23 protein-coding genes are annotated in these 23,880 nt (G+C 68.3%); 15 read left to right on the top strand and 8 right to left on the bottom strand.

The annotated features are described in order from the left end of the window. Positions 1-46 precede the first annotated feature (46 nt). The 3 genes from ABQE44_RS05290 to ABQE44_RS05300 are packed head-to-tail and all read left to right on the top strand — an operon-like array spanning position 47 to position 4,085. Positions 47-1,450 carry an NAD(P)H-quinone dehydrogenase gene (locus ABQE44_RS05290; protein ID WP_448428630.1) on the top strand — a complete coding sequence of 468 codons (1,404 nt, stop codon included), beginning with the start codon at positions 47-49 and terminating at the stop codon, positions 1,448-1,450. 20 nt (positions 1,451-1,470) lie between these two features. Then, on the top strand, positions 1,471-3,222 hold the full coding sequence (locus ABQE44_RS05295) for a glycerol-3-phosphate dehydrogenase/oxidase (RefSeq protein ID WP_448392995.1): 1,752 nt from the start codon (positions 1,471-1,473) through the stop codon (positions 3,220-3,222). Further along, complete coding sequence (locus tag ABQE44_RS05300; RefSeq protein WP_448392996.1) at positions 3,219-4,085, top strand: pseudouridine synthase; 867 nt, start codon at positions 3,219-3,221, stop codon at positions 4,083-4,085. Before ABQE44_RS05295 ends, ABQE44_RS05300 begins: the two co-directional genes overlap by 4 nt. A 10-nt stretch (positions 4,086-4,095) precedes the next feature. Here ABQE44_RS05300 and ABQE44_RS05305 read toward each other — a convergent pair whose 3' ends face one another. Then, a complete protein-coding gene (locus ABQE44_RS05305) occupies positions 4,096-6,063 on the bottom strand; it encodes a glycoside hydrolase family 2 protein (protein ID WP_448428632.1) in 1,968 nt (655 codons plus the stop codon). A 487-nt stretch (positions 6,064-6,550) separates the two neighbouring features. Here ABQE44_RS05305 and ABQE44_RS05310 point away from each other — a divergent pair, with 487 nt between their 5' ends. Genes ABQE44_RS05310 through ABQE44_RS05320 form a run of 3 tightly spaced genes read left to right on the top strand, consistent with a single transcriptional unit; the run spans position 6,551 to position 8,077 of the window. Beyond that, entirely contained in the window at positions 6,551-6,889 is a 339-nt protein-coding gene (locus ABQE44_RS05310) for an RNA-binding protein (protein WP_448392998.1), read from the top strand. 1 nt (position 6,890) lies between these two features. Then, complete coding sequence (locus tag ABQE44_RS05315; protein ID WP_448392999.1) at positions 6,891-7,271, top strand: DUF1330 domain-containing protein; 381 nt, start codon at positions 6,891-6,893, stop codon at positions 7,269-7,271. Positions 7,272-7,306: 35 nt separating this feature from the next. Next, positions 7,307-8,077, top strand: coding sequence for an SDR family NAD(P)-dependent oxidoreductase (locus ABQE44_RS05320; protein WP_448393000.1), 771 nt, complete (start codon positions 7,307-7,309; stop codon positions 8,075-8,077). Here ABQE44_RS05320 and ABQE44_RS05325 read toward each other — a convergent pair. After that, entirely contained in the window at positions 8,046-8,831 is a 786-nt protein-coding gene (locus ABQE44_RS05325) for an enoyl-CoA hydratase/isomerase family protein (RefSeq protein ID WP_448393001.1), read from the bottom strand. The two genes, ABQE44_RS05320 and ABQE44_RS05325, sit on opposite strands and share 32 nt — an antisense overlap. 10 nt (positions 8,832-8,841) lie before the next feature. Beyond that, positions 8,842-9,522, bottom strand: coding sequence for a TetR family transcriptional regulator (locus tag ABQE44_RS05330; protein WP_448393002.1), 681 nt, complete (start codon positions 9,520-9,522; stop codon positions 8,842-8,844). A 69-nt stretch (positions 9,523-9,591) separates the two neighbouring features. Here ABQE44_RS05330 and ABQE44_RS05335 point away from each other — a divergent pair, with 69 nt between their 5' ends. Together ABQE44_RS05335 and ABQE44_RS05340 are read left to right on the top strand one after the other, a co-directional pair. Then, positions 9,592-10,680: a ferredoxin reductase gene (locus tag ABQE44_RS05335; protein WP_448393004.1), complete on the top strand. Its 1,089-nt coding sequence runs from the start codon at positions 9,592-9,594 to the stop codon at positions 10,678-10,680. Between the two features lie 16 nt (positions 10,681-10,696). Then, complete coding sequence (locus ABQE44_RS05340; RefSeq protein WP_448428634.1) at positions 10,697-11,803, top strand: fatty acid desaturase family protein; 1,107 nt, start codon at positions 10,697-10,699, stop codon at positions 11,801-11,803. Here ABQE44_RS05340 and nei2 read toward each other — a convergent pair. The 3 genes from nei2 to ABQE44_RS05355 form a co-directional block, all read right to left on the bottom strand. After that, positions 11,800-12,561 carry an endonuclease VIII Nei2 gene (gene nei2 / locus ABQE44_RS05345; protein WP_448428635.1) on the bottom strand — a complete coding sequence of 254 codons (762 nt, stop codon included), beginning with the start codon at positions 12,559-12,561 and terminating at the stop codon, positions 11,800-11,802. The genes ABQE44_RS05340 and nei2 overlap by 4 nt on opposite strands. A 2-nt stretch (positions 12,562-12,563) precedes the next feature. Then, positions 12,564-17,093: an ATP-dependent helicase gene (locus ABQE44_RS05350; RefSeq protein WP_448393007.1), complete on the bottom strand. Its 4,530-nt coding sequence runs from the start codon at positions 17,091-17,093 to the stop codon at positions 12,564-12,566. Positions 17,094-17,175: 82 nt separating this feature from the next. Next, positions 17,176-17,811: a TetR/AcrR family transcriptional regulator gene (locus ABQE44_RS05355; protein ID WP_448393008.1), complete on the bottom strand. Its 636-nt coding sequence runs from the start codon at positions 17,809-17,811 to the stop codon at positions 17,176-17,178. Positions 17,812-17,919: 108 nt separating this feature from the next. Between ABQE44_RS05355 and ABQE44_RS05360 the strand changes: the two genes are divergently transcribed. Next, a complete protein-coding gene (locus tag ABQE44_RS05360) occupies positions 17,920-18,759 on the top strand; it encodes an SDR family oxidoreductase (protein ID WP_448393009.1) in 840 nt (279 codons plus the stop codon). 46 nt (positions 18,760-18,805) lie between these two features. Here ABQE44_RS05360 and ABQE44_RS05365 read toward each other — a convergent pair whose 3' ends face one another. Beyond that, positions 18,806-19,360, bottom strand: coding sequence for a restriction endonuclease (locus tag ABQE44_RS05365; protein WP_448428637.1), 555 nt, complete (start codon positions 19,358-19,360; stop codon positions 18,806-18,808). A 114-nt stretch (positions 19,361-19,474) separates the two neighbouring features. On the opposite strand from ABQE44_RS05365, the gene ABQE44_RS05370 reads away from it, so the two are divergent. The 4 genes from ABQE44_RS05370 (at position 19,475) to usfY (ending at position 21,605) form a co-directional block, all read left to right on the top strand. Further along, complete coding sequence (locus tag ABQE44_RS05370) at positions 19,475-20,155, top strand: PAS and ANTAR domain-containing protein (protein WP_448428639.1); 681 nt, start codon at positions 19,475-19,477, stop codon at positions 20,153-20,155. Between the two features lie 84 nt (positions 20,156-20,239). Continuing rightward, entirely contained in the window at positions 20,240-20,611 is a 372-nt protein-coding gene (locus tag ABQE44_RS05375; RefSeq protein ID WP_448393012.1) for a hypothetical protein, read from the top strand. Then, positions 20,608-21,240: a flavodoxin family protein gene (locus ABQE44_RS05380; protein ID WP_448393014.1), complete on the top strand. Its 633-nt coding sequence runs from the start codon at positions 20,608-20,610 to the stop codon at positions 21,238-21,240. Before ABQE44_RS05375 ends, ABQE44_RS05380 begins: the two co-directional genes overlap by 4 nt. Positions 21,241-21,296: 56 nt before the next feature. Then, positions 21,297-21,605 carry a protein UsfY gene (gene usfY / locus ABQE44_RS05385; RefSeq protein ID WP_448393015.1) on the top strand — a complete coding sequence of 103 codons (309 nt, stop codon included), beginning with the start codon at positions 21,297-21,299 and terminating at the stop codon, positions 21,603-21,605. Between the two features lie 57 nt (positions 21,606-21,662). Here usfY and mbp1 read toward each other — a convergent pair whose 3' ends face one another. Continuing rightward, positions 21,663-21,905, bottom strand: coding sequence for a microaggregate-binding protein 1 (gene mbp1 / locus ABQE44_RS05390; protein WP_448393016.1), 243 nt, complete (start codon positions 21,903-21,905; stop codon positions 21,663-21,665). Between the two features lie 196 nt (positions 21,906-22,101). Here mbp1 and ABQE44_RS05395 point away from each other — a divergent pair, with 196 nt between their 5' ends. Together ABQE44_RS05395 and ABQE44_RS05400 are read left to right on the top strand one after the other, a co-directional pair. Then, positions 22,102-22,590 (top strand): TspO/MBR family protein, encoded by a 489-nt coding sequence (locus ABQE44_RS05395; protein ID WP_448393017.1) that lies wholly within the window; start codon positions 22,102-22,104, stop codon positions 22,588-22,590. A gap of 176 nt (positions 22,591-22,766) precedes the next feature. Next, a complete protein-coding gene (locus tag ABQE44_RS05400; RefSeq protein WP_448428641.1) occupies positions 22,767-23,870 on the top strand; it encodes a polyprenyl synthetase family protein in 1,104 nt (367 codons plus the stop codon). The last annotated feature ends 10 nt before the right edge of the window (positions 23,871-23,880 follow it).

Here is a 23,880-nt window from a genome sequence, read left to right on the forward strand (position 1 = left end):
GTGCGTCGGCAGGGCGATCAACCTCCCGCTTCGTTAGGTTGGGGGCGTGCCAACCCGCATCGTGATCATCGGCGGAGGGCCCGCCGGCTATGAAGCCGCACTGGTGGCCGCCGCCCGCGCGGAGGTCACCGTCGTCGACGCCGACGGCATCGGCGGCGCGTGCGTGCTGTTCGACTGTGTGCCGTCCAAGACGTTCATCGCCTCGACGGGTGTGCGCACCGAACTACGCCGAGCCCCCGACCTCGGATACGACTTCGAGTTCAGCGACGCCAGTATCTCGCTGCCGCAGATCAACAAGCGGGTCAAGGCGCTGGCCGCCGCGCAGTCCGCCGACATCGCCGCACGGCTGCGCAACGAGGGCGTCACGCTGATCGCGGGCCGCGGCGAGCTGATCGACGCCGTCCCCGGCATGGCCACGCACACCGTCAAGGTCACCGGTCACGACGGCTCCGTGGACACGCTGACCGCCGACGTCGTGCTGATCGCCACCGGCGCCAGCCCCCGCGTGCTGCCCGGCGCGCAACCCGACGGTGAGCGCATCCTGAACTGGCGCCAGCTCTACGACCTCGACACGCTGCCCGAACATCTCGTCGTCGTCGGATCCGGCGTCACCGGCGCCGAGTTCGTCAACGCCTACACCGAGCTCGGCGTGAAGGTCACCGTGGTGGCCAGCCGCGACCAGATCCTGCCGCACGAGGACTCCGACGCTGCCGCGGTGCTGGAGGAAGTGCTGGCGTCCCGCGGTGCGACGCTGGTCAAGAACGCCCGCGCCGACTCGGTCAGCCGCGCCGGGGCCGGGGTGCTGGTGACCATGACTGACGGCCGCGCCGTCGAGGCCAGCCACGCGCTGATGACCGTCGGCTCGGTGCCCAACACCAGCGGCCTCGGGCTCGAACGCGTCGGCATCGAAGTCGACGACGGCGACTACCTCAAGGTCGACCGGGTGTCGCGCACCTCGGTGCCGGGGATCTACGCCGCGGGGGATTGCACGGGGCTGATGCTGCTGGCCTCGGTGGCCGCCATGCAGGGCCGCATCGCGATGTACCACGCGCTGGGCGAGGCGCTCGAACCGATTCGGCTGCGTACCGTGGCTGCTGCGGTGTTCACCCGCCCGGAGATCGCGGCGGTCGGGGTGCCGCAGTCACGCATCGACGACGGTTCGGTGCCGGCCCGCACGGTCATGCTGCCGTTGAACACCAACGCCAGGGCCAAGATGAGCAGCCTGCGCCGCGGCTTCGTCAAGATCTTCTGCCGGCCCGCCACCGGGGTGGTGATCGGCGGCGTGGTGGTGGCCCCGATCGCCTCCGAGCTGATCCTGCCCATCGCGTTGGCGGTGCAGAACGGCAACGACGTCAAGGATCTGGCGCACACGTTCTCGGTGTATCCGTCGCTGTCGGGGTCGGTCACCGAGGCCGGCCGACAGCTGATGGCGCACGACGATCTGGATTGACCGCACGTAACGTGGAACAAGTGAGTGACCCCACCCCGGCCAACCCGCAGACCCTTCTGGGACCCGAGCAGCGGGCCTCGGCTTGGCAACGTCTGGGCAGCGAGCAGTTCGATGTCGTGGTGATCGGCGGGGGAGTCGTGGGCGCGGGAGCGGCGTTGGACGCGGCGACGCGCGGGCTCAAGGTCGCGCTCGTCGAGGCGCGCGATTACGCGTCGGGCACCTCGAGCCGGTCCTCGAAGATGTTCCACGGCGGGCTGCGCTACCTCGAACAACTCGAGTTCGGGTTGGTCCGCGAGGCGCTGTACGAGCGGGAGCTGGCGTTGACGACGCTGGCCCCGCACCTCGTCAAACCGCTGCCGTTCCTGTTCCCGCTGACCAAGCGGTGGTGGGAACGGCCCTACGTCGCGGCGGGCATCTTCCTCTACGACCAACTCGGCGGTGCCAAATCGGTGCCCGCCCAGAAACATCTGACCCGCGCCGGTGCGCTTCGGCTGTCGCCGGGGCTCAAGCGGACGTCGTTGATCGGCGGAATCCGCTACTACGACACCGTCGTCGACGACGCCCGGCACACCTTGACGGTGGCCCGCACGGCCGCCCACTACGGCGCCGTGGTGCGGTCCTCGACGCAGGTGGTGGCGTTGCTGCGGGAGGGTGACCGGGTCATCGGCGTGCAGGTGCGCGATTCGGAGGACGGCGCGGTCACCGATGTGCGCGGGCACGTCGTCGTCAACGCCACCGGGGTGTGGACCGACGAAATCCAGGCGTTGTCCAAACAGCGCGGCCGGTTCCGGGTCCGGGCGTCCAAAGGTGTGCACGTGGTGGTCCCGCGCGACCGGATCGTCAGCGAGGTGGCCATCATCCTGCGCACCGAGAAGTCGGTGCTGTTCGTGATCCCCTGGGGCACGCACTGGATCATCGGCACCACCGACACCGACTGGAACCTGGACCTGGCCCACCCCGCCGCCACCAAGGCCGACATCGACTACATCCTCGGCGAGGTGAACAAGGCCCTGGCCACACCGCTGACCCACGACGACATCGACGGCGTCTACGCGGGCCTGCGTCCGCTGCTGGCGGGGGAGAGCGAAGAGACCTCCAAGCTGTCGCGTGAGCACGCCGTCGCGGTGCCCGCACCCGGGCTGGTGGCCATCGCCGGCGGCAAGTACACCACCTACCGGGTGATGGGCCAAGACGCGATCGACGCGGCCGCGGAGTTCATCCCGGCCCGGGTCGCGACGTCGATCACCGAGAAGGTGCCGCTGATGGGCGCCGACGGCTACTTCGCGTTGATTAACCAGACCCAGAGCGTCGGCGCGCACTACGACCTGCACCCCTACCGAGTTCGGCATCTGCTGGACCGGTACGGCTCGACCATCGGCGAAGTGCTGCAGATGGCCAGCCAAGAAGGGGCAGCGCGGCCCGACCTCCTGGATCCGATCACCGAGGCGCCCGTGTATCTGAAGGTGGAGGCGTACTACGCCGCGGCCGCCGAGGGGGCGCTGCACCTGGAAGACATCCTGGCGCGGCGCATGCGGATCTCGATCGAATACCCGCACCGCGGGGTGGACTGCGCCCGGGAGGTGGCCGAAATCGTCGCGCCCGTACTGGGCTGGACGCCCCAGGACGTGGACCGCGAGGTGGCCACCTACTGTGCGCGCGTCGACGCCGAGGTGCGCTCCCAGCAGCAGCCCGACGACGAATCCGCTGATGCGCTGCGGGCGGCCGCTCCGGAGGCGCGTGCCGAGATCCTCGAACCCGTTCCGTTGAGTTGAGCCGCGCCGCGCCGCTTCCGGTGCCGCCGGGTTTCGAGGGGATCGGGCCCGCGCGCGTGCGGCTGTTCGGCGGACCGGTGCTGGCCGAGTTGGAGTCGCGGTTCGGAACCGGCGCCCGCGCCAAGGTGCTCGCCGGTGAGGTGGTCGACGCCGACGGCGCCGTCGTCACCGATTCCACGGTGCTGCCGCCCGGTGCGCACGTGTACCTGTACCGCGAGCTGCGCGACGAGGTGCCGGTGCCGTTCGACGTGGGACTGCTGCACCGCGACGACGACATCGTCGTGGTGGACAAACCGCACTTCCTGGCGACGATGCCGCGCGGGCGCCACGTCGCGCAGACCGCGCTGGTGCGGCTGCGCCGCGAACTCGACCTGCCGGAGCTGGCCCCGGCGCACCGGCTGGACCGGCTGACCGCCGGAGTCCTGCTGTTCACGGCACGCCGCGAGGTTCGCGGCGCGTATCAGTCGCTGTTCGCCGCCGGGGCGGTGCGCAAGACGTACCGGGCCCGCGCGAAGGTAGCCACGAACCTTGAGTTTCCGCTCGTGGTCCGCAGCCGGATCGTCAAGCGTCGCGGGCAACTGCAGGCGGTCGAGGAGCCCGGCGCACCGAACGCCGTCACGCGGATCGAGCACCTCGGCGGCGGGCTGTACCGGCTGACCCCGACAACCGGGCGCACCCACCAGCTGCGGGTACACATGGCCGCGCTCGGGCTGCCGATCATCGGGGACCCGCTGTATCCGCACCCGCTTCACGTCGCGCCCGACGACTTCACGCAGCCCCTGCGATTGCTGGCGCAACGCCTGGCGTTCGACGACCCGATCACCGGGCAGCCTCGCGAATTCGCCAGCACCCGCGCGCTATGACCGTCGGACCTCAGCGCGTCACGTCGGGCGGATCCCCCGGGTTCGAGCCGGCGGCGATGACCGCGCGGTTGCGTTCGGCGACCGTTCGCAACACCATCTTGACCAGCCACCGGTCGTAGCTGAGGTAACCGTTGACCTCGTTCTCCACATCGGTGGTCTGGGTGTAGATTGCCCCCGACAGCCCGCCCCGTCGCACGATCTGCTCGAGGTCGCGGCTCACCTCGACGTAGCGCTCGGTCAGCCGGGCCTGGCTGTCGGTCATCTCGTAGGCCTCGGGCCGGCCCGGCCACCGGTTCCTGGCCAGCACCAGCCCCAGGCCGCCGTACTCACCGTCGACCACGACCCGGTGCTCGGGCGCGGGTGGCGGATCGTCGAGTCTGCGGGCGCGTTCGTCGCGCCGGTCGGGCCAGACGGGCCTGCCGGGCCCGACGTAGGTGTGGTCGTCGTAGATGTCGCCGGCACGGCTGTCGGGCCGGGACTTACAACAGTTCACGCCGCTGTTGGCGTTGACCATGCGCGTCGGGTCCTGCGCCTTGACCTGCTCGGCGATCCTGGCGGTGTCGAACTCGCCCCAACCCTCGTTGAACGGCACCCAGCCGATGATCGACGTGACGCTACGCAGCTGATCGACCATCTCGGCGAGCTCACGTTCGAAGTGCGCCTTGGCCTGCGGGCTGGGGTCGGGCGCCGGCCCCGTCGGCGGGTCGAGCGAGACGTCCAGCGACGGCATGTCCTGCCACACCAGCAAGCCCAGCTTGTCGGCCCAGTAGTACCACCGCGCCGGCTCCACCTTGGCGTGCTTGCGCACGAAGTTCAGGCCCAACGCCTTGGTGCGTTCGAGGTCGAACTTCAACGCGTCGTCGGTGGGTGCCGTGTAGATCCCGTCGGGCCAGTAGCCCTGGTCGAGCGGTCCGTGCAGGAACGTGATCTTGTCGTTCAACGCGATCCGCGGCCGGCCCCGCGCGTCGGGCACGACGCCGACGGTGCGTAGGCCGGCGTAGCTGCGCACGTCGTCAGCCACCTTCCCGGACGCGGCGACGAGCCGCACCCGAAGGTCATACAGGTATGGGTCCTGCGGGCTCCACAGCCGCGGTTCTGGCACCCGGACGCGCAGCGGCTCGCCGACCTCCCCGGACACGCGCGCCACCTCCGCGCCGTCGGGTTCGGAGACGACGACCTCGGCGATGCCGTCGGTGCCGTCGGAAACATGGGGCGTGACGGTCAAACCGGTCAGGTCGGAGGTGATGTCGAGCTTCTCGATGTGCGCGGCGCGCACCGGCTCCATCCACACCGTCTGCCAGATGCCCGACGCCCCCGTGTAGAACAGCCCGCCGGGCCGGCTGCGCTGCTTGCCCACCGGAAACGGGTTGTCCTCGTTGCGGTCCTCGACGCGCACCGTCAACTCCTGGCTGCCCGACCACCGCAGCGCTTTGGTGATGTCGGCGCTGAACGCGGTGTATCCGCCTTCGTGGTGGGCGACCTGCTGGTCGTTGACCCAGACGGTGGCGATCTGGTCGGCGGCGCCGAAATGCAGCAGCACGCGTTGGCCGCGCCAGGTGCCCGGCACCTCGAAGGTCCTGCGATACCACATCTGATCGTCGTGGCGTTCGATACCGGACAGCGCCGACTCGGTGGGGTAGGGCACCAGGATCTTCTCGTCGTACGCGGCGGCCGACGGCGGGCTGGAGAACGCCTCGGCGGCCGAGCGGCCGGTGTAACCCCACAGCCCGTTGAGGTTGTGCCACCGTTTCCGGACCATCTGCGGGCGTGGATATTCCGGAAGCGCGTTGTTCGGTCCGACCAGGTGCGTCCACGGCGTCGACAGCGGCGGCCTCTTGCGTTGCCACGCTTCGGCGGCGTGCGCGGGGGTAGCGACCGTGGCGGCGACGGTCAGCAGCGCCGAACCGACGACCAGGAAACGCAGCAGGCGCAGGCGGACGGGTTGCGCCCAGCGTTGCGAGGGCAGGTTGGCAGACATCAAACTTCCCCACGTTGGGATCCGGCGAAGAACCGACGTGGCGGCGCCAACCCCGAAGGTCCCCCGACCGCCGCGGACGTCGCAGCAAACATACCGGTAAGTCGGGGACAAAGCTACCGGCTTCGCACGCCAAGGTTTTCGCTAAATGGCTAGACAACGGCGCAGTGCGGGCGAACGAACTGACACCGCAACGATCAAGTTTGTGCCCATAACGGAAGTTGTTTTTTCCCAACGGTTGCTGGCCGATTTCAGCGATGACGCGTTCACCTGCGACCATGCGCGACGCCGTGCGCATATCCGGACCGTCGAGGGGCGCCGACCCGGTTGCCAGCATGTGCATTGTCGGCGAAGTGGCGTACAGACGTAGCGCGAGCAAATATCATCCAGACGTCAATTTTGGGGGTGTCGTTCGACCACGTTCCGGCGTGGCGGCTGCCACAATTGACGCGAAGTGGGTCTCGGTGAGGCCAACTGGTGAGGAGGAAGTGTGCGCAAGGTGTTCCTTTTGGCGGCAGCCGCGCTGTTCGCCGGCGGCCTGACGGTGCCGGTCGTGCCCTCCGCTGACGCGACGGTGTGCGGATCCGTCGGCGGTCGGGTCGTCGACATCACCGGCTGTGCCGACCCGCTGTCGTATCTCAACGAAGCGCTGCCGCCGCCCCCGCCGCCACCACCACCGCCGCCGCCACCGCCTCCGCCGGGTGAAGAGGCGCCGCCCCCACCGCCGCCGCCACCGCCGCCGCCGGTGTACGTGCCGCCGCCGCCGTCGCCGAACGTGAGCGTGTGCGCGAGCGTGGGCCGGCGCGTCAGCGTCACCGGATGCACCTGAGGTGGGCTCGCCGTCAGAGCCCACCGCACAGCAGATCGAAGCGTTGGCGGCCAGGCCGGCCGACGAGCCGGTCGTGATGGTCAACCTGCTGCAGTTCAACGACGGCGGCAGGGACAGCTACCGGCGCTACGCGCATGAGGTCGTCCCGCATCTGCAGCGCGTCGGCGGCACGGTCCGCTACGCAGGCACCGCGCCCGCGCAGGTCATCGGCGACGCCGCCGAACCGTGGTGGGACGCGATCCTCGTCGTCGAATACCCCTCGCCCGCAGCGTTTCTCGACATGGTGACCAACGAGGACTACCGCCGGATTCACGAGTACCGGGCCGCCGCGCTGCAACGCGGGGACTTGATCGCCACGTCGACCTGGGCGATGACCGACTGACTGCCTCGATAACGGGGTCTGCTTGACTGAACGCCGTGGACCGCCCTTCGTTTGACCGTCTGTTCGACATGACCGACCGCACCGTGATCGTCACCGGTGGCACCCGGGGCATCGGCCTCGCGCTGGCCGAGGGCTTCGTGCTCGCAGGCGCGCGCGTCGCGGTGGCCAGCCGCAAGGCCGACGCCTGCGAGTCGGCCGCGCAGCGCCTGCGCGACCTCGGCGGCCAGGCCATCGGGGTACCCACGCACCTCGGCGAGCTCGACGACCTCGAAGCACTGGTGCAGCGCACCGCCGACGAGTTCGGCGGCGTCGACGTCGTGGTCAACAACGCCGCCAACGCGCTGGCCCAACCCCTCGGCGAGATCACGGCCGATGCGCTGGCCAAATCCCACGAGGTCAACCTGCGCGGGCCGGTGTTCCTCGTGCAGGCGGCGCTGCCGCATCTGAAGGCCAGCGCGCACGCCGCGGTGATCAACATGGTGTCGGTCGGCGCGTTCAACTTCGCACCCGCGCTGTCTATCTACGCCGCGGCCAAGGCCGCGCTGATGTCGTTCACCCGGTCGATGGCCGCGGAGTTCGTGGCCTCCGGCATTCGGGTCAACGCGATCGCGCCGGGGCCGGTGGACACCGACATGATGCGCAAGAACCCGCAGCAGGCCATCGACTACATGGTCGGCGGCACCTTGATGAAGCGGCTAGCCACCCCGGATGAAATGGTCGGGGCCGCACTGCTGTTGGCCTCCGACGCCGGCAGCTACATCACCGGTCAGGTGATCATTGTCGACGGCGGCGGAACTCCGCGGTAGCTTCGCGCAGGTCGCCGCTGGTCGACGACAGGATCTGACTGCGGTTCTCCAGGTGCAGCGCCGCCTCCAGGCTGGTGGCTTCGAGGTTGGCCCACAGCACCTGCTTGGTGGATTCCACGCCGAACTTGCCGTAGCCGCATAGCGTCTCGGCGATGGACATCGAGGTGTCGAGCACCTCGCCGTCGGGCACGACCCGCGAGACCATGCCCATGCGCAGCGCCTCGTCGGCCTCGACGGCCCGTGCCGTGAGGATCAGGTCGAACGCGGGACCCGCCCCGACGATCCGCGGCAGCGTGTAGCTCACCCCGATGTCGCAACCGCCGAGCCCCAGCTTGATGAACTGGGTGCAGAACCGCGCGGACTGTGCGGCGATCCGGATGTCGCAGGCCAGCGCGATACCCATACCGCCGCCGTAGGCGACGCCGTTGACCGCGGCGATCACCGGTTGCCGCAGCCGATGCACGCGGGCGGTCAGGTCGGCGATGCGTTCCTGCCAGCGCATGCCCGAGCGGGGGAACTCGGTGCCGCCGCCCGCCTCCTCGGGGCTCGGATCGGTCAGGTCCAGCCCGGAGCAGAAGCCGCGTCCGGCACCGGTGAGCACGACGACGCGACATTCGTTGTTGGCGTTGATCTCGGCGAGCGTGGCGTGCAGGTCCTCGACGAGCGCGTAGTTCAAGGCGTTGAGCTTGTCCGGCCGGTTCAGCGTCAGCACCGCGACGTCAGGACGCGGATAGGTCAGTTCCAGATGCGGCATGCGCCACACGCTAACCCGCGCTGCGCCACCCGGTGACGCCGACCACGATCAGCCGCAACTGCTTGACCGCGATGCGCCGGATCTCGTCCTGCGCGCGCGGGTCGGGCGCGTCCTCGATGGCCTCGGCGATCGAGATCATCGAGTTGACGAACAATGTCGCGAGGATGTTGAGGTCCTCGGAGCTCCAGGTGTTGAGCCCGGGAAACCGGGCCAGGTCGATCGCCAGCTCGGAGGTGATCAACCGGATCTCGGTGCGGATCGCGTAGCGCAGCACGGTGAGCCCGCTGGAGCGCTCACGTCCGATGAAGCGCCAGTGTTCGCGTCGTTCGTTCACACCGTCGATGAGGATGTCGACGGAGGACTCGATGACCCGGTTGGGATCGAGCTTGCCCGAGCGCGCGCCGCGCAGCATCTCGCGCAGCGCGCGGAACGACTCGTCGATGAGGACCAGGCCCAGCGCCTCCATCGACTCGAAGTGCCGGTAGAACGCCGCGGGCACGATGCCGGCTTCACGGGTGACCTCGCGCAGGCTGAGCGCGGCGAAGCTGCGTTCTTCGAGCAGCCGCAGCGCGGCCGTGACGATCGCCCGGCGGGTGGCTTCTTTGCGCTCTTCCCGGGACAGGGTGTCCCGCGACCGCGACCTGCTCTTACCCGAACGGCTTGTTCGTGAACTAGGCGTACGACTGTTCACTCTGTGAAACGTACCACAAGCAGCGACATTCTCTTGACCTCCGCCCGTCCAGCCACGCACGGTATACATATGTTCACTCAAACTTTGACGCGGGGGCTGCGCGATCGGGTGCTGGGTTCACCGCTGGTGGACCTGCTCACCGGACCGCACGGTGTGGACCGATACACCGAGCTTGTCGCCCCGACCTGGACGTCGGGGGAGGCTCGGGCGAAGGTGATCGGCGTGCGGCGACAGACCGCGCGCAGCGTCACCCTCACGCTCGAGCCGAATCAGGCGTTCACCGGATTTCGCGCCGGCCAGCACATCAACCTGACGGTCGAGATCGACGGCCGTCGGCGCACCCGGCCGTATTCACCGGCCAGCGCCGCCGGAGCGCGCTACATCGAGCTGACGATCGGCCGCCACGACGGCGGCCTGGTGTCGACGTACCTCAACGAGCACGCACACCCGGGCATGGTGGTGGGCCTCGACAGCGTCGGCGGCGACTTCACCCTGCCGAGCGGTCCGCCCGCCACCTGGCCGCAGCGCATCCTGCTGGTGTCGGGCGGCAGCGGCATCACGCCGGTGATGTCGATGCTGCGCACGCTGCGGGCGCAGGGCTATTGCGGCGAGGTCGCCTTCGTGCACTACGCGCGCGGCGCCGACGACGTCTGCTACCGCGCCGAGCTCGACGCCCTGGCGGACACGGCCGGCGTCAAGGTGCGCTACGGCTACACCCGCTCGACGGCGGGTGCGGACCTGCAGGGCCGGTTCGGCCCGGAGCACTTGGCCGCCGCGATGCCCGACGCCGACGCGGTTTACGTCTGTGGCCCGCCGGGGCTGGCCGATGCGGTGCGCGAGCTGCGTCCCGACGCGCACTGCGAAAGCTTCGTGCCGCCGGTCTTCGACGCCTTGACCGAAACCTCCGGTGGCACAGTCAGTTTCGCCGACAGCGGGTTGAGCGTCACCGACGACGGCCGGCCGCTGCTCGAACAGGCCGAGGCCGCCGGGTTGACCCCCGAAAGCGGATGCCGGATGGGTATCTGCCACAGCTGCACCCGCCGCAAGACCCGCGGCGCGGTGAAAAACCTGATCACCGGCGCGACGTCGGGCGTCGACGAGGAGGACGTGCAGATCTGCGTGTCCGTCCCCGTCGGTGACGTCGACCTTGCGCTCTAGATCCGAAGGAGTCGAAATGACCGTCACCACCACAGCACCCAAGACCATGGAGAAGGTTGTCGCCGGCAAGACGATCAGCCTGACCCCCGAGCAGACCGAAGCGTTCGGCCGTGAACTCGACGCGATCAGGGAACGCGTGATCGCCGACCTCGGCGAGCGCGACGCCGACTACATCCGCCGGGTCATCAAGGCGCAGCGCACATTGGAGGTCACCGGGCGCACGCTGTTGTTCGGCGGAATCCTGCCGCCGCTGTGGCTGGCCGGCACGGCGATGCTGAGCTTGTCGAAGATCCTCGACAACATGGAGATCGGCCACAACGTCATGCACGGCCAGTACGACTGGATGGGCGATCCGGCGATCTCCAGCCGCGGATTCGAGTGGGACACCGCATGTCCGGCCGACCAGTGGCGGCACTCGCACAACTACATGCACCACACCTACACCAACATCGTCGGCATGGACCGCGACGTCGGCTACGGCATCCTGCGGATGAGCTCCGAGCAGAAGTGGCGGCCCTACTTCCTGGGCAACCCGGTGTATGCATTTCTGCTGATGGTGCTGTTTCAGTACGGCGTCGCGCTGCACGAACTGGAGACCGAACGCATCCGCGCCGGCGAGATCTCACTGTCCGACAAACGCGAGATCCTGCAGGGTATCTGGCACAAGACCAAGCGCCAGACGCTGAAGGACTACGTCGCGTTCCCGCTGTTGGCCGGCCCGTTCGCGCCGTGGGTGTTCGCCGGCAACATGACGGCCAACCTGGTGCGCAACGTGTGGGCGTACATGATCATCTTCTGCGGCCACTTCCCCGACGACGTCCAGGAGTTCTCCATCGAGGAGACCAAGGCCGAGACCCGCGGGCAGTGGTACTTCCGCCAGGTCCTCGGCTCGGCGAACCTGACCGGCGGCAAGCTGTTTCACCTGCTGTCGGGCAACCTGTCGTTTCAGATCGAGCACCATCTGTTCCCCGACATTCCGGCGCACCGGCACGCCGAGATCTCCGCGCAGGTTCGCGACATCTGCCAGCGTTACGGCATCCCGTACAACGCGGGTTCGCTGCCGCGCCAGTTCGCCACGGTCGTGCGCAAGATCGCCAAGCTTGCGCTGCCGTCGGGGGGCTAGGTCTGACAGACCGGACACCAGTACGTGACCCGCTCGCCACCCTGATCGAACTCGATCGGGGTGGCGCAGCGCCGGCACGGCTCGCCTGCGCGGCCGTACACCCACAACTGGTTGCCGCGCCGGGTGTCTCCGGTGGTGGTGCGGTTCCACCGAGACCGGTTCAGCCACAACATGTCTCGGGCCCGCTGCACCATCCGCAGCGGATCGCGCACGCTTTTGACCGGTGTGGTCGGTAGATAGCCGGTGACGTAACACAACTCGTTGCAGTACACGTTGCCGACACCGGCCATCACCCGCTGATCCAGCAGCGCCTCCGAGAGCCGACGGTCCGGATCGGCGGTCAGGTTCTGCATGGCCAGCCGCGGATCCCAGTCGTCACCCAGCAGATCCGGGCCGAGATGGGCGACCAGGTCGGTGTCGTGCTCACGGTCGCACACCTCCAGCACACCGAGGTCGATGCCGACCGCCTGCACATCGCGGGTCTCCAGGATGATTCGGATCCGATGGCCGACCCTGCTGGGTTTGTTTCGCGGGTGCACCTTCCAGCTGCCCTCCATCTTCAGGTGCGAGTGAATGCTCGCATCGCCGGCCCGGATGAACAGGTGCTTGCCGCGGCTGACGACCTCGTCGACGACCCGGCCGGTGAGGTCGACGGTGGCGTAGCGGGGCACCCGCACATCACAGCGCGTCAGCGTCTGACCCTCGAGGGCGTCGCGCAGGATGACGGCGGTGTGCCAGACGGTGTCACCTTCGGGCATCGCTACCGCAGCCTCAAACCGCGCGGGGTGCGGGAGAACCCGGCGCCCGTCAACGCCTCGTGCACCGCTGCGCGCTGGCCCTCGGCGCCCGGTTCCAGCACGGAACTGCCGTTGACCTTCTCCACGAGCAGCGACGAGACGCGGCCGCTGCCGACCATGTCGGCCAGGGCCGCGGCGGCCGCGGCGTGGGCTTCGGGATCGTCACTGAAGCTCAGCAGCGTGCGGCCACCCCGCTCGAGGAACCACACCAGCTCCCCGTCGACGATCGTGACCAGCGCACCGGCTTTGCGGCCCGGCCCCTGTCCGGGCCACGGCAGCGCCGCGCCGTAGGGGTTGGCCGGGTCGGCGGCGGCCAGCACGACCGCCGAATACTCGCGGCGATCGGGATCCACCCCGTCGAGGTAAGTGCGCAGCCGGTCCACCGTCGAAGCCACCGCGAACTGGGCCCCGCCCAACGATTCCACGAAGTAGCCGCGCTGACACCGGCCCGCCTCCTCGAACGCCGTCAGCACCTTGTAGAGCATCGCGAAGCCGCCGGGCACCTGCTCGGCGGCCACCGCGCCCTTGGTCAGCACACCGTGGCGGCTGAGCAGCTGCTCGGCGTGAAAGTGTGCGCGCACAGTGGATTCCGGCTCAGCGGCGGGCAATGCCGACCAGCGTCCCGCCACCGTCGGATCGGCACTGCGGGTCTGCGCGTGCGCGACGCTGTAGCGGCTCAGCCGGGGAGGCCGCTGCCGCTGCCGATGCGCCGGGGCGCCGCGCCGACCTGAGGGGCTCCTGGACCCGGTCAACACCGCCCGTACCGGGGCGAACGTGTCGCCGGTGACCCAGCCGGCCCAAACCAGCTCCCACAGCGCCTGTTTGAGCTCGTCTGTCGGGTTGTTGTCGGCGAGCTGACGGAAGAAGGTGTCAGCGAGCTGACGGAAGAAATAGGCGCCGCCGCCCTCCAGCGTCTGCAGGATCGCCCGGTGGGCGTCGGTGAACTCGATCTCCGCCGGCACGCCCAGCGTCATCGGCGCGGACTCGGCGAGGTGGAACGCCACCCATCCGTCACCGGAACCGATCTGACCGGCGCCCGACCAGATGACCTCGCCGGAGGCCAGCAGTTCGTCGAGCATCGCCGGTTGGTAGTCGCGCACCCGTTGACCGAACACCAGCGGTTCGACCGCCGAAGCCGGAAGCGGCACTCCGGCGAGTTGTTCCACGACCGCGGCCAGCCCGTCGATGCCCGCATTGTGCGAGCCGACCTGATGCCACGACGGCAGGAACCGGCCGTACGCGGCGGTGCTGACCGGCTCGACCTGAGCCCGCAGCGCCGCCAGCGACCTACGCCGCAGGATCTTGAGAACGTCGGCGTCACACCACTGTTCGCCCTCCGTTTCGGAGGTGGTGAACTCGCCGCGGATCACCTTGCCGTCGACCGCCATCCTGCTCAGCACGTCGGCGGTGACCCGCAACCCCAGTCCGAACCGGCTCGCCGCGTCATGCGTGCTGAACGGCCCGTGCGTGCGCGCGTAGCGGCCGAGCAGTTCACCGAGCGGGTCGGCGACCGACTCGGTGAAGGCCGCCGGCACGCCAACCGGCACCGCCACCCCGACACCGTCGCGCAGCAGCCCGAAGTCCTCGACGGCCACCCACCATGTCTGGTCGGCGAACGTGACCGTCAACGCGCGCTTGGCTGCGCGCAGCCCGTCCAGCCAGGGTCCCACCTCCTCCGTCGTCGCGCGTTCGGCGATCTCACGTTCGGTCAGCGGGCCCAGCAGCCGCAGCAGGTCGGCGACCGCCTCGGCGTCGCGCGCCAGACGGTCCTCGGCCAGGTGCTGCAGCTGGCGCGTCGTGAGCGCGATGACCTGAGGGTCGAGCAGCTCGCGCAGCTCCACCCGGCCCAGCAGTTCGGCCAGCAGCACGCTGTCCAGTGACAGCGCGGCCGCGCGCCGCTCGGCCAGCGGGCTGTCGCCTTCGTACATGAACGCACCGACGTACCCGAACAGCAGCGACGCCGCGAACGGCGACGGGGTGACGGTCTGGACCTCGACGATGCGCAGCCGGCGCTGCGCCACCCGGTGCATCAGCTCGGTCAGCGCGGGCACGTCGTAGACGTCCTGCAGGCATTCGCGCACCGCCTCCAACACGATCGGGAAGTCCGGATACTTGTGTGCGACATCAAGCAGCTGCGCGGCGCGTTGCCGCTGATGCCACAGCGGGGAGCGTTTACCGGGATGGCGGCGCGGCAAAAGCAGTGCGCGGGCGGCGCATTCGCGGAACCGGGACGCGAACAGCGCCGAACCGCCCACCTCGGCGGTGACGATGGGCTCGATCTCGTCGGCGTCGAACACGAACAGGTCGGCGCCGGGGGCGGCCTCGTCGGTGTCGGGCAGCCGCACGATGATGCCGTCGTCGGAGGCGGTCGGCTTCTCCTCGATGCCGTAGCGTTCCCGCAGCCGGCGCGTGACCGCCAACGCCAGCGGGCCGTGCACCCGGAGACCGTAGGGGGAGTGCAGGATCACCCGCCAGTCGCCGAGCTCATCGCGGAACCGCTCGACCACCAACGTCGCATCGGAGGGCACGACACCCGTCGCCTGGCGCTGATCGTCGAGCAGCCGCCACAGGTTGTCCGTGGCGAAATCATCGAGACCCATTGAGCGGCAATGGGCGTCGAATTCATCGCGGCCCAGCTGGGACAGCTCGCGGGTGAACTGGCCAACCGCGGCGCCGAGTTCGGCGGGCCTGCCGACCGCGTCACCGCGCCAGAACGGAAGCCGGGCCGGCTGCCCGGGCGCGGGAATCACCAGCACCCGGTCGTGGGTGATCTCGGTGATGCGCCAACTGGTCGCACCCAACGAGATGACGTCACCGGGCCGGGACTCGTAGACCATCTCCTCGTCGAGTTCGCCTACCCGCGATGGCTTTTCGGAGTCGGTGGCCAGGTAGACGGTGAACAGGCCGCGGTCGGGGATCGCGCCGCCGGAGGTGACCGCGAGCCGCTGCGCACCCGGCCGGGCCGTCAACGTGCCGGTGTCGCGGTCGTAGACCAGGCGGGGTCGCAACTCGGCGAACTCGGTGGACGGGTACTTGCCGGACAGCAGGTCCAACGTGGCCTCGAACGCGCTGCGCGGCAATGTCGTGAACGGGGCGCTGCGCCGCACCGTATTGAACCAACCGTCGGCGTCGAGCGGTTCCAACGCGCACGCGGCCACCGTGTGCTGTGCCAGCACGTCGAGCGGGTTGGTTGGCACCCGCATGCTCTCGATCTCCCCGGAGCGCATCCGGTTGACCGTCACCGCGCAGCCGATCAGGTCCGTCCGGTGTTTGGGGAACAGCACGCCCTGTGAGATCTCACCGACCTGGTGGCCGGCGCGGCCGATGCGCTGAAGGCCGCTGGCCACCGACGGCGGCGACTCGACCTGGACCACCAGATCGACCGCGCCCATGTCGATGCCCAACTCCAGGCTGGAGGTCGCGACGACCGCCTTGAGCCGGCCGCTTTTGAGGTCATCCTCGACCTGCGCGCGCTGCTCCTTGCTGACCGACCCGTGGTGGGCGCGGGCCAGCAGCGTCGGAGCGCCGTAGGACGCGCCGCTGGCCATCAGCTGGGCCGGAGCGCCGCCGCCGACCTGCCGGTTGTGCTCGTCGGGCACGTCGACGCCAAGGCGTTCGGCGTGGATCTCGTTGAGCCGCGAGGTCAGCCGCTCGGCGAGGCGGCGCGAGTTGGCAAACACGATCGAGCTGTTGTGCGCCTCGATCAGGTCGACGATGCGGTGCTCGACGTCGGGCCAAATAGATTGGTTGTTCGGCGCGGCCATATCGGGCACGGGCACCTGGACCGACAGGTCGAACGTTTTGGCCGCTGCCGGCGCGACGATCGTCGTGCGCTGCTGACCGGACAGGAAGCGCGCCACCTCCTCGGGTGGGCGCACGGTGGCGGACAACCCGATGCGTTGGGCGGGCTTGTCGTTGAGTTGATCGAGCCGCTCCAGCGACAGCGCCAGATGCGCGCCGCGTTTGGTGCCCGCGACGGCGTGCACCTCGTCGACGATCACCGTCTGGACGTCGGCCAGCGTTTCGCGCGCCGACGACGTCAGCATCAGGAACAGTGACTCGGGCGTGGTGATCAGGATGTCCGGCGGTCGAAGGATCAGCTCACGACGTTGTTTGGGCGGGGTGTCGCCGGAACGCACCCCGACGGTGACGCCGGGCGCGGGCATACCGCGCCGTTCGGCCACCCGGCCGATGCCGGTCAGCGGGGTGCGCAGGTTGCGTTCGACGTCGACGGCCAGCGCCTTGAGCGGGGATACGTAGAGCACTTTGGTGCCTGCTCCGGCGCTCGGCGGTTCGGAGACCGCCAGCTGGTCGATGGCCCACATGAACGCCGCGAGCGTCTTACCCGACCCGGTCGGCGCGATGACCAGCGTGTTGTCGCCGTCGGCGATGGCAGTCCAGGCCTGGGCCTGCGCGGGCGTCGGCTCGGCGAACGTGCCCGCGAACCACTCCCTGGTCAACTCGCTGAACCGGGACAGCGCGGTGGAGCTCATCTACCCATCGTGCCCATAGGGTCCGACATTTCTGCGAATTCGGTGCGCAAACACTCGGCGATCGATCGTATGCGCACCGAAATCACGAAGCGTCGTGCAGAGATGCGGGGATGCCGGGCACCCGCTGGATCGCGTCGAGCAGGGCGTGCGCGCAGGCCTCGGCCACCTGGTCGACGTCGACCGAGGGTTCCAGCACGTGCTGACGACACATCTCGAAGGTGAACGCCAACCAGCCGTAGACCCGGATGCGCAGGTCGCGTTCGACCTTGGAGTCCAGCTCGACACCGCAGGCGTCGCGGATCCGCGCGAGGATCCGGTTGGCCTGTCGTTCATTGTCGACGTCCTCGATGCCCCGCAGCACGGGATCGTGGCGGCCCATGCCGACGTACGTCGCCCATGCGCCGTACGGGTTCTCGTCGTCGTAGCGCAGGTAGGCCAACACACCCTCGCGCAGCTGGTCGAAAAGGCTCTGGCCGGGTTTCGGCGGGGTGTTGGTGGCCTCGAAGAGCCGTTCGCCCTCCGCGCGCACGACGGCGGCGAAGAACGCCCGCTTATCGGGGAAATAGTGGTACATCAGGGCGCGGGAAACCCCTGCGCGTTCGGCGATCTCGTCGATGCGGACCTCGTCGTAGGGCCGTTGTCCGAACACCTCGGCGCCGAGCGCCAGCAGTTCGTTTCGTCGGTCGTCGGGGGAGAGCCGGCGCCTGGGTTCGGACATGCCGCCAGCTTAATTGACACATGTGCAACAAGCGCAGCGGTTTGCCGGGCCCGGTGCGGGTACTCGGTGTGTCGGCTCACCCAACACTACGGAGGAGGGCGATCGCAAGTGGGCTTTCCTGAGCAACAACAGCCACCACCCGGTGTCCAAGCCAAGATGGACCCCGTACCGGATTGCGGCGAGACGAGCTACCGCGGTTCGGGTCGGCTCGAGGGTAAACGCGCAATCATCACCGGCGGGGACAGCGGAATCGGTCGCGCGGTCGCGATCGCCTACGCCCGCGAGGGCGCCGACGTGCTGATCGCTTACCTCAACGAGGACGAGGACGCCAAGGACGTCGAGCGTTATGTGCGCGATGCGGGCCGCAAGTGCGTCCTGATGCCCGGCGACCTGTCCGATCCGGCGCACTGCCGCGCGGTGGTCGACAAGGCAGTGCAGGAGTTCGGCGGCATCGATGTGCTGGTCAACAACGCTGCCTACCAGATGACACACGACACTCTCGACGAAATTAGCGACGAGGAGTGGGATTACACGTTCCGGCTCAACATCGGCGCCTACTTCTACCTCGTGAAGGCGGCGCTGCCGCACATGGGCGCCGGCGCTTCGGTGATCGGCAGCTCCTCGGTGAACTCGGATATGCCCAATCCAAAGCTGGCGCCGTACGCGGCGACGAAGGCCGCGATCGCGAACTTCTCGGCCAGCCTCGCCGAGATGCTCGGCGAGAAGGGTATCCGCGCCAACAGCGTTGCGCCGGGCCCGATCTGGACCCCGCTGATCCCTTCGACGATGCCGCCGGAGAAGGTCAAGCAGTTCGGTGAGAACACCCCGCTGGGCCGCGCCGGCCAACCGGTCGAGCTGGCGCCGGTCTACGTGATGCTGGCCTCCGACGAGGGCAGCTATGTGACCGGCGCGCGGATCGCGGTCACGGGCGGACGGCCGATGCTCTAGTCGACCCCATGTTCGCGCGTCGTGCTGCCGTAGCCGCGCGACGTGCTCAGCTGACCTCCGTCGGCGCCGCAGGCTGCGTGAGCCGCCGTATCGTCGCGGGCAGTCGGCGTAGCTCTGCGCCGCTGACCAATTCGCAACCGTGCAACTCCGCGAGTTTGCGTGCCGCAGGGGTGAAGTCGTTGTTGGTGACCACCAGGGTCTCGGCGCAGTCCTGCATCGGCGCGCCGGCCACCACCTCCTGAACCGCGGCCGTGCCGACGGGGCGTGACTGGCGCTTGCATTGGATGGCCAGCCGGTTCGGCCGTCTGCCGACGATGATGTCGACGCCCCAGTCGCCGGTCAGCGACGTCATGATGACCGGCTGCCCGCAGGATCGAGCTATCCGCGCCACGTGGTCTTCGAACTCGGTGCCCGACATGGCATCCGCCGGATCCGGCGCGGTCCGAAGCCCGACGAAGGTGCCTGCGAGAAACGACGGCGCGGCCGCCAGCAGCACCGGCGCAAACACACCGATCACGATGCTCCAGGTGACATCGAAACCTAGCAAATAGGCAGCGCTAGCTGAAACGATGCCCGTGAGCAGGTACACCTTGATCCGCACAGCCGCATGGTAGGCCGGGGTACGGACAATTCCGCCCCGCTGGGCGACGTCCACATTGCGAATTGTTGAACAGGTCCAATGTTTACCCGTCTGAACAGGGTTAATCTAGCTGGCATGTCTGATGAGCTGGTCGAGTTCGAAGGGCAGACGTCCGCCGAGCACGCCCTCGCAGGCGGGGACCCGCAGCGCGTCGGGTGGTTCCGCTTCTACTTCGCCGATGAGCGGTGGGAATGGTCACCGCAAGTGCAACGGATGCACGGATACGAGCCGGGAACCGTCGAGCCCACCACGGATCTTGTGCTGTCGCACAAACATCCCGAGGACTACCGCCAGGTCGCCGCCACGCTGGAGGAGATCAGGCGCACGGCTGGCGCCTTCTCCACGCGCCACCGCATCATCGACACCGACGGCGAGACGCACCACGTCGTCGTGGTCGGCGACCAGATCGTCGATGACGCCGGTGAAGTGATCGGGACCCAGGGCTTCTACGTCGACGTCACACCCGCGATGACCGAGCATCAGAACAAGATGGTCACCGCAGCGGTCGCCGAGATCGCCGAGGCGCGCAGCGTCATCGAACAGGCCAAAGGCATGTTGATGGTCGTTTACCGAATTCACGCCGAATCCGCGTTCGAACTGCTCAAGTGGCGTTCGCAGGAGACCAACACCAAGCTGCGGCTCCTCGCCGAGCAAATCGCCAAAGACTTCTTGGAGCTCAACTACGACGAAGAGCTGCCGCCCCGGTCCAGCTATGACCGACTGCTGTTGACCGCGCATATCCGCGTCGAAGCCTGAGGTTTATTCGGCCGAGGCACCGGGAATGTTTTCCCCGCCGTGGTAGGACGGCGCTGCGACCAGCGAACCGGGGAGATACAGGCAGTGCACCAGCATCCAGGCGAATTGCGCCACGTCGATTCGGCAACGCGCGACGCGGTCCGCTTCACGGTGCTCGTCGGGGTGGCCGGTATCGCTTATCTGGTCACCGCCGCGGTATGGCTGAGCACCTGCTCAGGAGCGACTTACGACACGTTGGCCTGCGGCGCACCCCAGCGCGCCCTGCTGACGCTCGGTGCACCCGCCATCCTGCTGCTCGGCGCGCTGCGCGCGTTCGTCCGCACCTACCAGGCATGGCGAAGGCGCGAGTCGTTCTGGGCGTGGCATGGCGCGGGCTGGGTCCTGCTCACCCTGACGTTGCTCGTCGTGACCATGAGCATGCCCTCGGTGACGGCGCCCGCGGTGTTCGGCCTATGAGCACACCGACCGGGACCCAACAGCCGCTGACCGCCGTGGCGGTGGTGTGCAGCCTCAAGCCCAGCCCCGCGCCGTCGAGCAGCGAACTGATGGCCCAGCACATCTGCGAGCAACTTCGCGGCGCGGGCGTGCAAACCGAGATCCTGCGGGCTGTGGACTACGCGATATCGCCCGGCGTGGCGGCTGATATGGGCGACGGTGACCAATGGCCGCAGATCCGGCACAAGCTGATCGACGCCGACATCATGGTGCTCACCACCCCGGTGTGGGTCGGGCATCCATCCAGCATCGCGCAGCGCATACTGGAGCGCCTCGACGCCGAGCTGTCCACCACCGACGACGCCGGACGACCGGCGATGGTCGGCAAGGTGGCAGTGGTTGGGGTCGTCGGCAACGAGGATGGCGCGCACAAGATCATCGCGGACATGTTCCAGGGGCTCAACGACATCGGGTTCTCCATCCCGGCGCAGGGCGGCACCTACTGGACCGGCGAGGCGATGCAGTCCACGGACTACCAGGATCTGGACGAGGTGCCCGAGCCGGTGGCCAAGACCACCGCGGGCCTTGGGCGCAACGCCGCTCACCTTGCCAACCTGCTGCGCAATGACCAATATCCGCCGTACCAGTGACGTCGGCGTTTCTTTCCCAGCGTGGTCGGGTAGTTCTAGCCGGGAGAGGAGTAGCCATGAAAAGCCCGAACGATCCTGTCGATCATTCCCGGACCACGCGTCCGCACGCCGGCGAGACCATGAAAGACACCAAGAACATGCCGGCGCTCGTGGTGCTCGGCCTGGCGCTGGTCGCCTTCGTCGCTGCCTTGGCCGCGCACGCGACCACCCACCACACCGTAGGCGTGACGCTGGGCTGCATTTCCGCCGTCCTGTTCATCGTGTCTTTCGGCTGGTTCGCGATTGAACACCTCCGGGTGCGAAAGATCGAAGACCGTTGGCACGCAGAGCATCCAGAATCACAACGGCAACGACCCAGCAGTTGACCCGACAGAAAAGAGGCCCAGCCGATTTGGCCGGCTGGGCCTCTTTCTGTTGTCTGCCTACGGACGCTGTTCAGACTCCTGGCGCTCCTCAGCAGCCTTGGCGCCACCCCGAGCCGATTCGGCCTCGGCTTCCTTCTTGGCGGCGTCCTGCTGGGCGTCGGCCTTGTCTTGCTGGGCCTTACCCTCACGGACCATGTCGTCGCGGCCGGTCACCGTGCCAGCCGCTTCCTTTGCCTTACCCTTGACGTCCTCGACGGCACCCTTGATGCCTTCTTTGGGACCGGTGTTCTCTTCTGCCATTGGTCGCCTTTCCCCTATGTGCAGTGCATCGGTCTTGCCCGTTTCCAGGCCGAACGGGGGGATTTCCCCACGCTACGACCGGGTTCCCTGGTCGACGACGGGCTAAACGCAGTGGTGAGTCGAAGGCGCACGGCCTGGGTACTCAGGACGTAGCGCGGCAATGAGTGCTGACCAGGACCTATAGAACGGAGTCACCTTGCGTATCAAGACACTTGGGGCGGTCGCAGCCGCTGTCACCGCCACCGCCCTCGTCGGCGGCGCGGCGACGGGACCCAACGCAGAGTCATCTTGGTTCAAGAAGCTGCGCAAGCCGCCGTACCAGCCGCCGAGCACCGTGTTTCCGATCGTGTGGCCGCTGCTGTACACCGACATCGCCCTGGTCTCGGCGCGGGCCCTCGATGACAGCCGGAGCGTCGGAGACGACAACCGGCGGAAGACGTTTGCTGCGGCGTTGTCGATCAACCTACTGCTCAACGCCAGTTGGTCCTGGGTGTTCTTCAGCCAGCGTCGCCTGGGCCTGGCCGCGATCACCGCGGGTGCCCTGACGGCAAGCAGCGCCGATCTCACGCGTAGGGCCGCGGCAGCCAGCGGCAAGAGTGCGTTATCGCTGACGCCCTACCCGGCCTGGTGTGCGTTCGCGACCGCGCTGTCCACCCACATCTGGTTGCTCAATCGACGCCGGTGATGCGATAACTGTTGGCGCACAGCAGTATCCGTTCCGCGGGTAGCGTCGCTCCCTCGGGCGACCGGGGCGCATCCACCGGCGTTCGGTGAGAAAACACCGGCAGGAACCGGTTCGGCGGTTCATTTCTCGTCGAAGTGGGTAGTGAAGTCAACGCCGGACGAAAAAAGGACCGAACGTTGAGTGTAGGTGACGCAGGGATATGCGCCCTTGCCTCGGCGCCGGTGTCCGCTGCCTCGTGGCGTGCCAGCGTGCGCAACGCCGTCTCGGAGGCGGTGACGAGCTTTGTCACCGACCACGGTGCCGATCAGCTCGGTAAGACCGGCGTCGAGATCACCGGCGACGTCTTGCGGGGCTTTCTCACCGGCGGCAAGTGTCTGCGTTCGACGTTTATGTACCTGGGCTGGTTGTGCGGCCAGGACGAGGACCCCGCGGCGCTGCGCGCAGCGGCCAGTTTGGAGTTGCTGCACGCGTTCGCGTTGCTACAGGACGACGTCATGGACAGTGCCACGCTGCGGCGGGGCCGTCCGGCCGCCCACGTGGCCTTCGCGGGCTGGCACCGCGAGCGGGGGCTGACCGGATCGTCGGACCGTTTCGGGGAGTCGGCCGCCGTGCTGCTCGGCGACCTGTGCCTGGTGTGGGCCGAACAGATGTTGCGGGAAAGCGGCGTGGCAACCGCGGCGCTGACGCGGGCCTGGCCCCGATACGACGCGATGCGCAGCGAACTCGCGGTCGGCCAGTTCGCCGACCTGGTCAACGACGCGGCAGGTTTTCCCACCTTGGATCAGGTGCTCGACGTGTCACGACGCAAATCGGGCAACTACACGGTGCGCAGACCGCTTGAGATCGGTGCTGCGCTCGCCGGATGCTGTCCTGCCGCGCTGGCCGCGCTCGGCGTTTATGGTGAGGCGATCGGCGAAGCGTTCCAGATGCGCGACGACCTGCTCGGGGTCTTCGGGTCGGAGTCGGTAACCGGAAAACCGGCCGGCGTCGATCTGTTCGAGCACAAAGCCACCAGCGTCGTGGTATCGGCCTACCACCTCGCCGACGCCCCGCTGCGCCGCGAGTTGGCCACGTTGATGCGCGCAACACACGTCGACGGGACCGATATCGAGCGCTGGCGCCACCTGATCGCTGCCACCGGAGCCGTTCGGTGGATCGAGCAGATGATCGACCAGCGAGTGTGCCGTGCGCTGGACGGCATCCGAACACCCGAGATCAGCGGACAGGTTCAAAAAGCGTTGGTCGACATGGCCGCAACGTGTACGACGCGAGCAGCATGAGGGTGGTGAA

This window comes from Mycolicibacterium sp. XJ2546, from assembly GCF_053483195.1.

Bases quoted from the DNA above. Each gene is read 5' to 3' on its own strand.
- ABQE44_RS05335 (WP_448393004.1), top strand. From the start codon at position 9,592: ATGTTCACTCAAACTTTGACGCGGGGGCTGCGCGATCGGGTGCTGGGT.
- ABQE44_RS05380 (WP_448393014.1), top strand. From the start codon at position 20,608: ATGAGCACACCGACCGGGACCCAACAGCCGCTGACCGCCGTGGCGGTG.
- ABQE44_RS05340 (WP_448428634.1), top strand. From the start codon at position 10,697: ATGACCGTCACCACCACAGCACCCAAGACCATGGAGAAGGTTGTCGCC.
- nei2 (WP_448428635.1), bottom strand. From the start codon at position 12,561: ATGCCCGAAGGTGACACCGTCTGGCACACCGCCGTCATCCTGCGCGAC.
- ABQE44_RS05350 (WP_448393007.1), bottom strand. From the start codon at position 17,093: ATGAGCTCCACCGCGCTGTCCCGGTTCAGCGAGTTGACCAGGGAGTGG.
- usfY (WP_448393015.1), top strand. From the start codon at position 21,297: ATGAAAAGCCCGAACGATCCTGTCGATCATTCCCGGACCACGCGTCCG.
- mbp1 (WP_448393016.1), bottom strand. From the start codon at position 21,905: ATGGCAGAAGAGAACACCGGTCCCAAAGAAGGCATCAAGGGTGCCGTC.
- ABQE44_RS05305 (WP_448428632.1), bottom strand. From the start codon at position 6,063: ATGTCTGCCAACCTGCCCTCGCAACGCTGGGCGCAACCCGTCCGCCTG.
- ABQE44_RS05370 (WP_448428639.1), top strand. From the start codon at position 19,475: ATGTCTGATGAGCTGGTCGAGTTCGAAGGGCAGACGTCCGCCGAGCAC.
- ABQE44_RS05325 (WP_448393001.1), bottom strand. From the start codon at position 8,831: ATGCCGCATCTGGAACTGACCTATCCGCGTCCTGACGTCGCGGTGCTG.
- ABQE44_RS05355 (WP_448393008.1), bottom strand. From the start codon at position 17,811: ATGTCCGAACCCAGGCGCCGGCTCTCCCCCGACGACCGACGAAACGAA.